At 48.5% G+C, this 13,293-nt stretch carries 16 protein-coding genes and 1 riboswitch; all 16 genes read left to right on the forward strand.

The window, feature by feature from the left end:
- The first annotated feature begins 64 nt into the window (after positions 1–64).
- The 16 genes from BP97_RS0121465 to atpA all read left to right on the forward strand — a co-directional run bounded on the left by BP97_RS0121465 (position 65) and on the right by atpA (position 13,258).
- Positions 65–1,138, forward strand: coding sequence for an L-threonylcarbamoyladenylate synthase (locus BP97_RS0121465; RefSeq protein ID WP_028550943.1), 1,074 nt, complete (start codon positions 65–67; stop codon positions 1,136–1,138).
- Positions 1,139–1,431: 293 nt separating this feature from the next.
- A complete protein-coding gene (locus BP97_RS0121470) occupies positions 1,432–1,995 on the forward strand; it encodes a manganese efflux pump MntP (protein ID WP_028550944.1) in 564 nt (187 codons plus the stop codon).
- Between the two features lie 119 nt (positions 1,996–2,114).
- Positions 2,115–2,699: a low molecular weight protein arginine phosphatase gene (locus tag BP97_RS0121475; RefSeq protein WP_028550945.1), complete on the forward strand. Its 585-nt coding sequence runs from the start codon at positions 2,115–2,117 to the stop codon at positions 2,697–2,699.
- A 102-nt stretch (positions 2,700–2,801) separates the two neighbouring features.
- Positions 2,802–2,882: riboswitch (ZMP/ZTP riboswitch) on the forward strand.
- A gap of 100 nt (positions 2,883–2,982) precedes the next feature.
- On the forward strand, positions 2,983–3,441 hold the full coding sequence (gene rpiB / locus BP97_RS0121480; RefSeq protein WP_028550946.1) for a ribose 5-phosphate isomerase B: 459 nt from the start codon (positions 2,983–2,985) through the stop codon (positions 3,439–3,441).
- Between the two features lie 32 nt (positions 3,442–3,473).
- Complete coding sequence (locus tag BP97_RS37100) at positions 3,474–4,103, forward strand: TIGR01440 family protein (protein ID WP_036746326.1); 630 nt, start codon at positions 3,474–3,476, stop codon at positions 4,101–4,103.
- A 48-nt stretch (positions 4,104–4,151) separates the two neighbouring features.
- On the forward strand, positions 4,152–5,399 hold the full coding sequence (glyA, locus tag BP97_RS0121490; RefSeq protein WP_028550947.1) for a serine hydroxymethyltransferase: 1,248 nt from the start codon (positions 4,152–4,154) through the stop codon (positions 5,397–5,399).
- Positions 5,400–5,616: 217 nt separating this feature from the next.
- The gene (trpB, locus tag BP97_RS0121495; RefSeq protein ID WP_028550948.1) at positions 5,617–6,777 is read left to right on the forward strand and encodes a tryptophan synthase subunit beta; all 1,161 of its coding nucleotides are present in this window, start codon (positions 5,617–5,619) and stop codon (positions 6,775–6,777) included.
- A gap of 189 nt (positions 6,778–6,966) precedes the next feature.
- The gene (gene upp / locus BP97_RS0121500) at positions 6,967–7,596 is read left to right on the forward strand and encodes a uracil phosphoribosyltransferase (protein ID WP_028550949.1); all 630 of its coding nucleotides are present in this window, start codon (positions 6,967–6,969) and stop codon (positions 7,594–7,596) included.
- Between the two features lie 51 nt (positions 7,597–7,647).
- Positions 7,648–8,790, forward strand: a complete 1,143-nt coding sequence (gene wecB / locus BP97_RS0121505; RefSeq protein ID WP_028550950.1) for a non-hydrolyzing UDP-N-acetylglucosamine 2-epimerase — start codon at positions 7,648–7,650, stop codon at positions 8,788–8,790.
- 174 nt (positions 8,791–8,964) lie between these two features.
- Positions 8,965–9,186, forward strand: a complete 222-nt coding sequence (locus BP97_RS0121510) for an AtpZ/AtpI family protein (RefSeq protein WP_028550951.1) — start codon at positions 8,965–8,967, stop codon at positions 9,184–9,186.
- The gene (locus BP97_RS0121515) at positions 9,186–9,581 is read left to right on the forward strand and encodes an ATP synthase subunit I (RefSeq protein ID WP_028550952.1); all 396 of its coding nucleotides are present in this window, start codon (positions 9,186–9,188) and stop codon (positions 9,579–9,581) included. The genes BP97_RS0121510 and BP97_RS0121515 overlap by 1 nt, the downstream gene beginning before the upstream one ends.
- A 33-nt stretch (positions 9,582–9,614) precedes the next feature.
- Positions 9,615–10,316 carry a F0F1 ATP synthase subunit A gene (gene atpB, locus BP97_RS0121520; RefSeq protein ID WP_028550953.1) on the forward strand — a complete coding sequence of 234 codons (702 nt, stop codon included), beginning with the start codon at positions 9,615–9,617 and terminating at the stop codon, positions 10,314–10,316.
- A gap of 76 nt (positions 10,317–10,392) precedes the next feature.
- Complete coding sequence (gene atpE, locus BP97_RS0121525; protein ID WP_028550954.1) at positions 10,393–10,617, forward strand: F0F1 ATP synthase subunit C; 225 nt, start codon at positions 10,393–10,395, stop codon at positions 10,615–10,617.
- A 77-nt stretch (positions 10,618–10,694) separates the two neighbouring features.
- Complete coding sequence (gene atpF, locus BP97_RS0121530; RefSeq protein WP_028550955.1) at positions 10,695–11,180, forward strand: F0F1 ATP synthase subunit B; 486 nt, start codon at positions 10,695–10,697, stop codon at positions 11,178–11,180.
- Positions 11,177–11,710 carry a F0F1 ATP synthase subunit delta gene (locus BP97_RS0121535; protein WP_028550956.1) on the forward strand — a complete coding sequence of 178 codons (534 nt, stop codon included), beginning with the start codon at positions 11,177–11,179 and terminating at the stop codon, positions 11,708–11,710. Before atpF ends, BP97_RS0121535 begins: the two co-directional genes overlap by 4 nt.
- Positions 11,711–11,743: 33 nt before the next feature.
- Positions 11,744–13,258 (forward strand): F0F1 ATP synthase subunit alpha, encoded by a 1,515-nt coding sequence (atpA, locus tag BP97_RS0121540; RefSeq protein ID WP_028550957.1) that lies wholly within the window; start codon positions 11,744–11,746, stop codon positions 13,256–13,258.
- The last annotated feature ends 35 nt before the right edge of the window (positions 13,259–13,293 follow it).

The following is a 13,293-nucleotide window of genomic DNA, read 5'->3' on the forward strand; positions in this document are numbered from 1 at the left end:
CTTCCCATAGGGATTCGGATAAATAGGGGTACGCAAAGGACATCGGGATAAGGATGGATTGAGGATGACTGCATACTGGAAGGTCTCACCGGATCAGCCGCAGCCGGAATCATTGTCGGAAGCGGCAGAAACGATTCGACAGGGTGGTTTGGTAGCTTTTCCTACGGAGACCGTATATGGTTTAGGGGCGGATGCCCGGCAAACGGATGCGGTAGAAAAGATTTTCAAGGCCAAAGGAAGGCCGTCGGACAACCCGCTGATCGTCCATATTGCACATCGGTCTCAAGTAGAGGAGCTGGCCGCTTCTCCGGATGAGGCCGTTTCGCGTTTGCTGGACGCCTTCTGGCCGGGGCCGCTCACTGTAGTGCTGCCAGTCCGGCCAGGCGTCCTGTCCCCGCTGGTCACCGCGGGGCTGAACTCGGTCGGGCTGCGTATGCCCGACCATCCTGTAGCGCTGAAGCTGATTGCTGCTGCAGGCTGCCCTGTGGCCGCTCCGAGCGCTAACCGCTCGGGCAGGCCAAGCCCAACACAAGCGCCGCATGTGTTGCAGGATCTCGCTGGCCGCATCGACGGCATCGTCGACGGAGGGCCGACAGGGGTCGGCGTAGAGTCGACGGTGGTGGAGTACACAGCGGCAGCGGATGAAGCCGGCGGCGGTGTGCTCCACATCCTGCGGCCCGGCGGCATTACCGCAGCGCAGCTTCGCGAAGCGCTGCCCGGTGTCACGGTGCGCGAAGCTTCAGCGCACCACGAGCCCTCCGCGGCTCCCCGCGCGCCGGGGATGAAGTACACGCATTACGCCCCGCGCGGCGTAATGACCCTCGTTCAGGGCGATGCCCCTGAACGGGTGCTTGCCCGCATTCAACGCGAGCTCGATGAGGCTCACGCGCGCGGGGAACGCACAGGCGTACTCACGTACCGTGAGCACACAGCGCTGCTGCGCGCAGATCACATCGTCGCCTGCGGAAGCGTCGGCGACCTGGAATCGCTGGCGCACGGACTGTACGCCGCGCTGCGCGAGTTCGATGAAGAGGGAATCCACTTCATCGTAGGAGAAACCTGTCCCGAAGAAGGCATCGGGGCCGCAATCATGAATCGGCTGCGCAAAGCAGCTGGCGACCGTGTTATACATGCGTAGACCCACACCCTGTCATTCCAAAATTAACGGAATGGCGGGGTGTTTTTTTGCTGCATGGATGACTGTTTCGTACTCCTGGGCCCTAAATGTCGGGTCGAGCCTATTTTAACGATACAGGTCCGTCATAGGTGTAGTGAATAATTCCTCCCCCTATTGCGAAAAATGGCAATAAAATACGAGCCTCTTCAAGGGTATTGTTTGCGCTAGCTAATCTGTGAAAGCACCCCAAAGTCATGATTTTCTACTCGTCCGCATATGTTGATTAGGGACGGGGACAAGGGGTGAGTAAAATAATGGATTGGACATCTCCGCTGATGGTGGGGCAGTTTATCGCAATATTGATCATGGCCATCGCCTTGGGGCTGGATGCGCTATCGCTCGGCATTGGTATTGGGATGAGGGGCATACGCAAGCTGGATATAATAAAGCTCAGCTTTGTCATAGCCGTATTTCATATGATAATGCCGTTGATGGGAATGTTTACAGGCAGCTACGTAAGCTCTCTAATGGGTGGTATTGCGACCAAGGTTGGAGGGGCGCTGCTTCTGCTGCTTGGTATTCATATGGTGTACAGCTCTTTAAAGGGCGAAGAAGCACGTTCAATCGATCACCGCACGTTAGGGGGACTGCTCCTATTCGCTCTCAGTGTCAGTATCGATTCCTTTTCCGTTGGCGTCTCCCTAGGTATGTTTGCAGGAGACATGGCTCTAACGGTTATTATGTTCGGGACTGTCGGTGGAATCATGTCGATTATCGGACTGCTGCTTGGCAGTAAGATGGGACGATGGATTGGCGAATACGGGGAAGCGATGGGCGGGATTATTTTATTGGCCTTTGGCGTCCATTTTTTAATATGATAGAAGTCTATTTTATAAAAAATGAATTGTCTACCGTTCCCTATTTTCAGCATTTTAAGGTACAATAATATTGAAGGCTGCGTTAGACAAATTATGAAAAGTAAAGGCAGGGATCCCAGATGAATCGAATCCTATTCGTTTGTACCGGCAATACCTGCCGCAGTCCGATGGCTGAAGGATTGCTCCGGCGGCTGCTGGCGGAACATCAGTTGCAGCATCTTGAAGTCCGTTCGGCTGGAGTTGCAGCTTATGACGGCACTCCGGTATCCCATCATGCGGCGGCAGTATTGAAGGAAAAAGGCTCTGACTGTGACATGAGCTCCAGTGCGTTAACCGGCTCGCTGATCGAGTGGGCGGATGTAGTGCTGACCATGACGTCCGGCCATAAACAGCATGCAATTGGACGATATCCGGAATTCGTCGATAAAATATATACGTTGAAAGAATATGTGGAAGACGATCCGGATGCGGCTGACCGAATTGCGGAGATGGAGAGGCTGATTGCCGATCTGCAAGTGAAGAGGGCATTGTCTCAACAAGTCACTGATGAAGAACGAGCACGGATTTTAACGCTGGAGCGAAAGCTGCCTGATTATGATATCGCCGATCCCTTTGGCGGTTCTTTATCCCAATACAGGGCCTGTGCGGCAGAGATTGAAACCTCGCTGCTTAAGCTGATTGCCAAGCTGAAGGCATCGCTGTAACGAGTCTCATACCATGAATTATTCCTGTATAAGTCTTCGGAGCCAATGGCTTTTTAGGCTTTACACATGACGTCATTTCCGCTATGATAAAGATACAATCTAGGACCCTGATGTAACTGGCGACGAGTGGACTTAACCACAGTGGAGCATGAGGGTATACGGCCGGTCGCCTGGGCAAAGAGCATCGTTGTGCTGGAAACAGCACACAGCATGCTCTTTTTTCGTGTTTCGGCTATCTATCGGTTATAATGGAGCTAACTATGGTTAGGAGGCGAAAGACAAGATGAAAATTGCAATTGGAGCAGACCACGCTGGAGTTCGTTTGAAGGATGAATTGGTAGGATTTATCGAATCAATGGGTCACCAGGTGGCCGATTTAGGCTGTAACTGTACGGATTCCGTCGATTATCCGGATTATGCGATCGCCGTATGTGATCAAGTAGTCGCAGGGCAGGCGGACAAAGGAATCTTGATTTGCGGAACAGGGATCGGAATGACTATTGCCGCGAACAAAGTACCTGGCATCCGTTGCGCGCTGGTTCACGATTTGTTCTCCGCAAAAGCAACTCGCGAGCATAACGATACGAACGTACTTGCGATGGGCGAACGTGTTATCGGACCCGGCGTAGCACAAGAAATTATTAAAGTCTGGCTGGAGACGGAATTCTCTCATGGAGAACGCCATCAAAATCGGATTAATAAAGTTAAAGCGCTGGAAGATAAATATGCGCTGCATCCGTAAACGGAAAGCCTGACGAAAGAGGCGAATCCCTTATGGATAACATAGAGCAACTGCAGGAAGCTGCAGTGGAAGAGAAATCATTGGATTTAAATGCAATTCGTGTCCATCTGGAGCAGGCGCTTCGTGAGCTTATTCAGGCGGGCCACATAGAACCGGGGCAGCTTGTAGTCTTCGGGACAAGCACGAGCGAAGTGTTAGGCAAGCATATTGGTACTTCCGGAACGGAAGAAGTAGCCGAGCAGCTGTTCGCGGCCATGGAGGCTGTGCGGAAGGAAGTCCAATTTTATCCGGCCTATCAATGCTGTGAGCATCTGAACCGAGCTATTGTAGTTGAACGCGAAGCTATGAGAGAATATCGACTGGACCCGGTCTCGGTTATTCCAGTACCTAGGGCAGGCGGTTCCATGGCCTCTTACGCGTTCAAGAAGCTAACACAAGCCTGTGTAGTTGAGACTATTGAAGCTCATGCAGGTATCGATATCGGCGGTACGCTCATCGGCATGCATCTGAAGAGGGTAGCGGTTCCGTTCAAGCCGTCGATAAGAATGATCGGACATGCGTCTATCTTGGCTGCATATACCCGACCGAAGCTTATCGGAGGGGCACGTGCTGTTTATACCATGGAGGATTCAGCATCGCTGAATTCAAGCACTTGTATGTAATGAATTTTCTTTATAAAAATATAAGCATATCCTAAGGAGGAACTTACTGTGGAACAATTACGCAAGCAAGACCCCAAAATCGTTGAGGCTATGAACCTGGAAATCGGCCGTCAACGTGACAAAATCGAATTGATCGCTTCCGAGAACTTCGTAAGCGAAGCTGTAATGCAAGCTATGGGTACTGTACTTACGAACAAATATGCGGAAGGTTACCCAGGTCGTCGTTACTACGGTGGTTGCGAATACGTTGATATTGTAGAAGATATCGCTCGCGATCGCGCAAAAGAATTGTTCGGTGCCGAGCATGCGAACGTTCAGCCTCACTCCGGCGCACAAGCCAATATGGCGGTTTACTTGGCAGCTTTGCAACCAGGTGATACTGTATTGGGCATGAACCTGGCTCACGGCGGTCACTTGACTCACGGTAGCCCAGTTAACGCATCCGGTCTTTTGTACAACTTCGTTGCATACGGCGTAAGAGAATCCGATTCCCGTATCGACTATGATGAAGTACGTAAAGTAGCATTCAAACACAAGCCTCGTCTGATTGTAGCGGGTGCTAGTGCATATCCGCGCATCATCGATTTCGAAGCATTGAGTCAAATCGCTAATGATGTAGGCGCATTGTTCATGGTGGACATGGCTCATATCGCTGGCTTGGTTGCGGCTGGTTTGCACCCGAACCCAGTGCCTTATGCGCATTTTGTAACGACAACAACACATAAAACGCTTCGCGGTCCACGTGGCGGTATGATTTTGTGCCGTAAGCCTTGGGCAGCAGCTATTGATAAAGCGGTATTCCCAGGAACACAAGGCGGCCCATTGATGCATACAATCGCCGCTAAAGCCGTATCCTTCGGCGAAGCTTTGCAACCAGAATTCAAAACCTACGCACAAAACGTTGTTAACAATGCCAAAGCATTATCTGAAGCTTTGATCGCTGAAGGTGTTGACCTCGTATCCGGCGGTACAGACAATCACTTGATGCTGATTGACCTGCGCAGCTTGAACATTACTGGTAAAGATGCAGAGCATCTGTTGGATGAAGTGGGCGTTACCGTTAACAAAAATGCGATTCCTTTCGACCCTGCTAAACCTATGGTAACAAGCGGTGTACGTGTAGGTACGCCTGCGGCAACATCCCGCGGCATGAATGAAGAAGCTATGAAGACTATTGCCAAAATCATTGCTTTGACATTGAAAAACCCAACCGATGCAGCAGTACATGATAAAGTACGCGGCATGGTAAAAGATTTGACAGCTCAATTCCCTCTTTATCCAGGATTGGCATACTAATTGCTCAACCACAAGTCGGCACTGCTTAGCAGCTGCCGGCTTTTTTTTATGATATAAAACTCGTGTGGAGCTACTCGTAGGTGACTCTATAACCCTCCCATATAATGACCGTGCAAGGTCCATCATGAAGAAATAATAGGCGTACTGCTTGTATATTCAACGAGGTTTAGTAAAATAAATACAGTGCTTCACGAAAATTTGGAGGAGGATTGTATTCATGAGTACGGAACAAACTGCGGGTTACTTTGGTTCATTCGGGGGCAGCTTTATTCCTCCCGAACTTCAGGAAGTTATGGATTATTTGGCGCAGCAATTCGAGACTTACAAGACAGACCTTGAATTTGTAGAAGAATTTCAATATTATTTAAGAGAGTATGTCGGGCGTGAGAATCCATTAACTTACGCAAAGCATTTAACAGATAAGCTCGGCGGAGCCAAAATTTATTTGAAACGCGAGGATCTCAATCATACGGGCTCTCATAAAATCAATAACGTCCTCGGTCAAATTTTGCTTGCCAAGCGGATGGGTGCCAAGCGTATTATTGCGGAAACCGGAGCTGGACAGCACGGCGTAGCGACAGCAACGGTATGCGCCATGTTCGATATGGATTGCACCATTTATATGGGAGCAGAGGACACACGCCGTCAGGCTTTGAACGTATTCCGGATGGAGCTGCTTGGAGCCAAAGTAGTACCAGTAGAAAAAGGTCAAGGCAGATTGAAGGATGCAGTCGATGAGGCGTTGGGGGATCTGGTGCAGAACTACCGCAACACCTTTTATTTGCTGGGTTCGGCTGTAGGACCGCATCCGTTCCCTACGATGGTCAAACACTTTCAATCCATCATTAGCGAGGAGTCCAAGCGTCAAATCCTTGAAAAGGAAGGGCGTCTACCGACAGCTGTATTAGCTTGTACCGGTGGAGGAAGCAATGCCATTGGATCGTTCGCTCATTATATTGACGAACCGTCGGTTCGTTTGATCGGTGTGGAGCCGGACCAAGCCCCTAGTCTCACTGAGGGAGTGCCTGCCGTGTTGCATGGCTTTAAATGCTTGGTGCTTCTAGACGAAAATGGGGAGCCCCGTAAAACGTATTCGATTGCTGCTGGACTTGATTATCCGGGTATCGGACCTGAGCACAGCTATTTGAAAGAAAGCGGACGCGCGGAATACTATACGGTGACTAACGAGGAAGTGCTTAACGCCTTCCAGGTGCTGTCCAAAACAGAAGGCATCATTCCGGCACTCGAAAGCGCCCACGCCGTAGCACACGCTCTCAAGATGGCTCCGACGATGTCTAATGACGACATCCTGATCGTCAATCTGTCCGGACGTGGCGACAAGGACGTGGAACAAGTGTTCCACATGCTTCAGAAGTAATACTGGTGTGTAGAGGCTCTTTTTCGCGATGTGCTGAGTAAGTTTCAGTCCGCGGTAAGGGGCTTTTTTTTGCTGTTTAGGTAAGAGTTTTTTATACGAGAGGGCTTCAAATGAAAATGTCAATCTTGAGAGGATAACCTTCTGCAATTGTGGTATAATAGACAAGATTTGGCGTAAAGGGGACATAGTATGGGAAAAGTATTTGTGTGCGATCATCCGTTGATACAGCACAAGCTCACTTACATAAGAGACAAGGCGACAACGACGAAAGATTTTCGAGAGCTTGTCGATGAGGTGGCCACGCTGATGGCTTACGAGATTACAAGGGACATTCCTTTGCAAAAGGTAGAGGTGCAAACACCTGTTGCTACCGCCGATTGCCGTGTTATATCCGGCCGGATGCTTGGATTGATCCCCATTTTGCGTGCCGGTCTAGGCATGGTAGATGGGATATTGAAGCTTGTTCCGGCGGCTAAGGTCGGCCATATTGGTTTGTACCGCGATCCGGAAACGCTCGAACCGGTAGAATACTACGCCAAACTTCCTACCGATGTACAGGAGCGGGAGCTGATCGTTATCGATCCGATGCTTGCCACTGGAGGCTCGGCTAATGCTGCCATTACCGCATTGAAGAATAGAAACTGCTCGCAAATTAAGCTGATGTGTCTGATTGCCGCGCCGGAAGGTGTACAAGCTGTGCAGAATGCACATCCGGATGTCGATATTTATGTGGCTGCCATTGACGATTATTTAGATGATCACGGGTATATTATTCCGGGTCTCGGTGATGCGGGCGACCGTTTATTCGGAACGAAATAAGGCAATACGAGATAGTAAGGAATTATGGGCATACATGGAGGGGAAACGAACATGAGCAAAATTAAAGTTATTACGATTTTCGGTACAAGACCGGAAGCCATTAAGATGGCACCGCTCGTGTTAGAGCTTCAGAAGTATCCTGAGCAGATCGAATCGCTGGTTTGCGTGACCGCACAGCATCGCCAGATGCTTGACCAAGTATTGGATACGTTCAAAATTAAGCCGAATTATGATCTAGATGTCATGAAGGAGCGTCAAACGCTGAACGAGATTACGATCCGCGTGCTTCAAGGGCTGGACCCGGTTTTCCGCGAGGAGAAGCCTGATTTGGTCCTCGTCCACGGGGATACTTTAACAACCTTCCTGGCGAGCTATGCCGCTTTCATGCAGCAGGTGAAAGTAGGTCATGTTGAAGCGGGATTACGGACATGGAACAAGATGTCCCCGTATCCGGAAGAAATGAACCGCCAATTAACGGGCGTGCTGTCAGATCTTCACTTTGCTCCTACGGATTTGTCGGCTAGTAATCTTCGCAAGGAGAACAAGTCCGAAGAATCCATCTTTGTTACGGGCAATACGGTTACGGACGTGTTCCAATATACGGTTCAAAAAGACTTCACACATCCTGTGCTTGAATGGGCGGAGGGTAAACGTCTTATTCTGATGACGGCTCATCGCCGTGAAGCGCAAGGAGAGCCTCATCGTCAAATTTTCCGCGCTGTTCGCCTCATTGCCGACGAATTCGAGGATATCGCAATCGTATATCCAGTGCATCCAAGTCCTGCGGTGAAGGAGCCAGCTTATGAAATGCTCGGTGGACATCCGCGAATCAAATTGATAGAACCGCTAGACGTTTTTGAGTTCCATAACATTTATCCGCATGTACATATGATTTTGACAGATTCTGGCGGTCTTCAAGAAGAAGCACCTTCGTTCGGAGTTCCGGTACTTGTTCTTCGCGAAACAACGGAACGTCCTGAAGGGATTGATGCAGGGACGCTCGAACTAGTAGGAACGAATGAGGAGAAGGTATACGAACGGGCAAAAGCACTGCTGACAGACGCTGATTTATATCAAAAAATGAGTCAAGCAGCCAACCCGTATGGGGATGGAAAAGCGTCAGAACGTATCGTTCAAGCCATCCTTTACCATTTTGGACAAGCCTCTGCAAGACCTGAACCATTCCAACCGTGACAATCTCATGACAAACGTTACAGCGTACAGTTGCACTGTTTGGTTTGGAAGTGAAAAAAACCTTGCTGCGACTGGGTTTTTGTGATTTCGATCACTGTTTGTTAACAAAGATCGGTAATTGACAAACCTCGCATCGCTTCGTTACAATAAGTGAGGATTCTCAGGAGGGTGCTTATGAAACAGCCAAACCGCAACGATAATCCGTGGCGAGCCGCTGCATTGACGAGCGCCATTGGAATCGATCTTGTTGTATGCTTAATGGCCGGGTATTGGCTCGGAGATTGGTTAAGTCATACGTTAGGCGGGCAATTATGGCTGCTAGGAGGCTTTCTGCTGGGGCTTGTGTCTGCAATTATGAGCATTTACTTTATGATCAAGCAGTACGGAGGGCTATAATGGATGATTTTTCGGCCCATCTGAAAACGGTTCAAAATGTGTTTCTTTTCTTTCTTTCCTTTTGTTTGGTCGTTTGGGCGATTTTCGTCGAATTCCGGCCGTATTCGGCAGGACTGATGCTTGGTTCAATCGTCAGCATGATCAACGCTAGGTATCTTGCATGGAAAATCCGCAAGCTATCTGAGAAAGTGATCGAAGCTCCACCCGAGCAAAAAGTACCTAACAAAGCTAACATAGGATTTCTGACAAGAGCGGCCATTGCTGGCTTGGCGGGGCTTGTAGCTATTCGCTTTCCAGAGCATGTCGCCATACTTACAACCATTGTCGGATACTTTTTCGCTCAATTGGCAACACTCGTATTGGGTATTCTTTCTATTAAAAGATCCAAGAAGTAAATCCATTCGTGGAAAGGGGTGAAAATGGAAAACATGGAACATCACGTGCCGGGTATAGAACTGTTTGGTCTTCACTTCGATTTATCAGCGCTTCTTATGATCGTAGTGACTAGTATTATCGTATTAATTCTCGCCATCTCTGGCGCTAGCAAAGGATCCGTTACGAATCCTTCGAAAATTCAAAACTTTATGGAATGGGTCGTAGAGTTTGTAGAGGGCATTATCGGCAGCACCATCGGTACGAAGCACGGGAAACCGTTTATCGCACTGGGGCTTACACTCATCATGTATATTTTTGTCGGTAACATGCTGGGACTTCCGTTCTCGATCGTTACAGAGGATCATGTCTCTTGGTGGAAATCACCAACGGCGGATATTGCAGTAACGGCTGCATTGACAGTCATTGTCATCGTACTTAGCCATTACTTAGGTATTACTCGTAATACCAAACATTATTTTGCGCATTACTTTGAATACAAAGGCGCTATGCTTCCACTGCATTTGATTGAAGTGGTATCTAAGCCGCTGACGCTCGCTTTCCGTCTATACGGTAATATTTATGCGGGTGAAATAATGATTTCTGTCATCTTGGGGGCAGGTTGGTTTGGTATTGTGCCTCTATTTGTTTGGCAGGGCTTCAGTGTGTTCGTAGGTGCGATTCAAGCTTTCGTATTTACGATGCTGACGATGGTTTACATTTCGCAAACTTTGGTCCACGAAGAAGAGGGCCACTAAGAGCAAGACTCACCTCGGGATATAAACTCGAGTCATTTTATAAAAAAACTTTTCAATTTAAGGGAGGATTTTCTCAATGGGAGCTTTAGCATTAGTAGCAGCAGCAATCGTATTTGGTTTGGGAGCACTTGGTGCAGGTATTGGTAACGGTTTGATCGTAGGTCGCGCTTTGGAAGGTATTTCCCGTCAACCTGAGCTTCGCGGTACTCTTCAAACAACAATGTTTATCGGTGTAGGTCTAGTAGAGGCAATGCCAGTCGTAGCTTTGGTTCTTGCGTTCATCTTGATGGGCCAAGCTTAAGAAACCGTTTGGCGGGGATGGCGACATAGCCTCCACGCCTTCGTTTTGCCCACGTTATCAGAAGGGAGTGACGTTACTTGCATATCGAATGGACCACGTTTTTTATTCAAATTGTAGCCTTCTTGATTTTGTACTTCCTGCTGCAAAAGTTTGCGTTCGGCCCTTTATTCGGCATGATGGAAAAACGCAGACAGCTCGTGAAGGATCAAATTCAAACGGCTGAAAATAGTCGCAAGCAAGCTGAGCAATTGTTAGAGGAGCAAAAACAAGCCCTTCAACAAACTCGTAAAGAAGCACATGATATTATTGAGCAAGCTAAACAAACGAGTTCCAAACAAGCGGATGAGATTGTTGCTGCAGCACGTACAGAAGCAGATCGTCTGAAAGACGAAGCGCTTAAAGATATCGAGAACGAGAAGAACAAAGCGGTTGCAGCTCTGCGCAGCCAAGTGAGCGCGATGTCCGTTTTGATCGCCTCCAAAATTATCGAGAAACAAATTGACGAGAAATCTCAGAACGAGTTGGTTGAGACTTACCTCAAAGAGGTAGGAGGCAACGTATGAGTGACATCGTTGTAGCGAAGCGATATGCCAAAGCTCTATTCGAGGTAGCTAAGGAAAAAGGTATTATTTCCGGAGTGGAAGAAGAGCTGAAATCTGTAGTCGATGCGATTAGGGACAATGCGGATCTGCAGAAGTTCCTGGGCCATCCGAATATCGGGGCTTCCGTCAAAAAGGACCTGCTGAAGCAGATTTTTGAAGGCAATGTTTCCGAACCGGTGTGGAATACGCTGCAGATTTTGATCGATAAGGGTAGAGAGGGCACTTTAGCCCAATTGGTTTCCGACTATGTGAAAATTGCGAATGAAGCTTTGGGTCAGGCTAATGCTACGGTTTATGCACCGTTTGTAATTTCTGAAGCTCAACAGGCTGAAATTGCAGCACAGTTCGGCAAACTTACGAATAAAACCATCCGTGTGCAAACCGTTGTTGAGCCTAAGCTGCTTGGCGGTATTCAAGTGCGGATCGGCGACCGTTTATATGATGGAAGCTTGTCGGGACGTCTGAATCGTCTGGCAAGTTCTTTAAAATAAGCACAAGCACTGTAAGAATAGGGGTGAAGTTCGTTGAGTATCAAACCTGAAGAAATCAGCACATTGATTAAACAACAGATTGAAAACTATAAATCCGATATGCAAGTGGTTGACGTAGGTACAGTTATTCAGGTTGGTGACGGTATCGCTCGTGCTCACGGCTTGGAAAGCGCTATGGCGGGTGAGTTGCTTGAGTTTCCTAATGGGGTTTTGGGTTATGTATTTAACCTTGAGGAAAGCAACGTTGGTATCGTTATTTTGGGACCTTACAAGGACATTCGTGAAGGTGACCAAGTTAAACGTACAGGCCGTATCATGGAGGTTCCTGTAGGCGATGAGCTAATTGGCCGTGTAGTTAACCCATTGGGTCAACCAGTGGACGGTAAAGGTCCAATTAACACAACTACTTTCCGTCCTATTGAGTCCCCAGCACCAGGCGTAATGGCTCGTAAATCAGTACATGAGCCTATGCAAACGGGTATCAAAGCAATCGACGCAATGATTCCTATCGGTCGTGGTCAGCGTGAGTTGATCATCGGTGACCGTCAAACGGGTAAAACCGCGATCGCGATGGATACCATCATCAACCAAAAAGGCAACAACGTAAAATGTATTTATGTTGCTATCGGTCAAAAGCAATCCACCGTTGTTAACGTAGTTGAAACACTGCGTAAAGCCGGCGCTATGGATTACACCATTGTTGTAACAGCAAGTGCTTCCGAGCCTGCTCCATTGCTGTGGCTTGCACCGTTTGCAGGTTGCGCAATGGGTGAGTACTTCATGTACAAAGGTGAGCACGTGCTTATCGTATATGATGACTTGACTAAGCAAGCAGCGGCATACCGTGAGTTGTCCTTGCTGCTTCGCCGTCCACCGGGTCGGGAAGCTTATCCGGGTGACGTTTTCTACTTGCATTCCCGTTTGCTTGAGCGTGCAGCTAAGCTTAGTGATGCATTGGGTGGAGGTTCTCTTACTGCCCTTCCGTTTATCGAGACTCAAGCGGGTGACGTATCCGCCTACATCCCGACGAACGTTATCTCTATCACAGACGGACAAATTTTCCTTGAGTCCGACCTGTTCTACTCCGGTCAACGTCCAGCGGTTAACGTTGGTATCTCCGTATCCCGGGTAGGTAGCTCCGCACAAATTAAAGCGATGAAGAAGGTTGCTGGTACGTTGAAAACGGACCTTGCCCAATACCGCGAATTGGCTGCTTTCGCAGCGTTTGGTTCCGATTTGGATAAAGCGACTCAAACTCGTTTGAACCGTGGTCTGCGTACATTGGAAATCTTGAAACAAGGCGTTCACCAGCCGTTGCCAGTTGAGAAGCAAGTTGCTTCCATCTACACGGTTGTAAGAGGACATCTTGACGAGCTTCCAGTACAGGATGTAAGCCGCTTTGAAGCTGAATTCCTGGCATACCTGGATTCCAACCGTCCTGAGATTTTGCAAAGCATCCGCGATACAAAAGATTTGACTGCGGACAATGAGAACGCATTGAAAGATGCAATCCAACAGTTTACAAAAGGATTTGCAACTTCCGTATAATATACGAACGGTCTGAGCTTCTCGTCTGAGAAGCT

It is taken from the genome of Paenibacillus sp. UNC451MF, assembly GCF_000686845.1.
In the GTDB taxonomy this organism is placed as follows: domain Bacteria; phylum Bacillota; class Bacilli; order Paenibacillales; family NBRC-103111; genus Paenibacillus_S.